Source organism: Helicobacter didelphidarum, assembly GCF_003364195.1.
Classification (GTDB): domain Bacteria; phylum Campylobacterota; class Campylobacteria; order Campylobacterales; family Helicobacteraceae; genus Helicobacter_A; species Helicobacter_A didelphidarum.
The window spans coordinates 1-843 of the sequence record NZ_NXLQ01000162.1; the positions used below are offsets into that span (position 1 = coordinate 1).

The following is an 843-nucleotide window of genomic DNA, read 5'->3' on the forward strand; positions in this document are numbered from 1 at the left end:
ATTATAAGTGTTAGTATTATCTATCACACCAGCTTTTATATCAAAGCCTTTATGACTAGAATTTGGTAAGCCTATGGTGATTCCTGCTGTAGTTGGCTTAGTATCGTTAGGATTCATTTGAATATTTCCTTAAAGCTAATATATATCAAATTGTTTGTCTAAATCATAACATAAGGTTTTTGTATCTATGCCTTTTGCCTCTAAGGCTTCTTTGGTTTTTTTGATAAGAAAGTCATGTTGATGATATGTATCACTAGCTTTGTTATAAATTTTTTGTGATACATAAATATCCCAAGCAGTTAGGGAAATATTACAATAGGGTTTTAGTTGCCAAGAAGCATAATATTTTCTTTTGCGATTACCTAATGGAAAAATTATTATCAAATTGGGTGGAGTAACAGGGAAATTCAATGTGGAACCTATATGTCTTATAGCTCCTGCTTCTCCAAATCTATAAAATCCCTTTTGCATTCTAAACCAATGCCTACGCTCAAACCCTATACCTCGTGTAGTAACATAGAATCTGTTTTTTCTTACATAGAAAAGACGATAGGAACACATTAATGTAATCATAATACCAAAAGCTAACGCTGCAATAGGCAATGACTTATCTATTTCTTCATTGAACAAAAGACTTTCTGTGCTGCCATATGCCATAGCAATGCCAAAAAAAAGCATCATAAAATACATTATATAATCCCACCAATTAGGGTTATGCCTCACCTCATACACTATCTCATCACCATGAGAATCTCGCTTTATCTTGTCTTTGTTTATAGTATCGTTGGTTTTTTGAGATATTAGTTTGCTAGATTCTGTATTTATGGAAGTTTCTTTTATAGA

The 843-nt window shown here is 32.1% G+C and carries 1 protein-coding gene; it reads right to left on the reverse strand.

Annotated elements, in window-relative coordinates; genetic code table 11:
* Positions 1-135: 135 nt before the first annotated feature.
* Positions 136-840, reverse strand: coding sequence for a hypothetical protein (locus tag CQA53_RS12880; RefSeq protein ID WP_407918858.1), 705 nt, complete (start codon positions 838-840; stop codon positions 136-138).
* Positions 841-843: the final 3 nt, after the last annotated feature.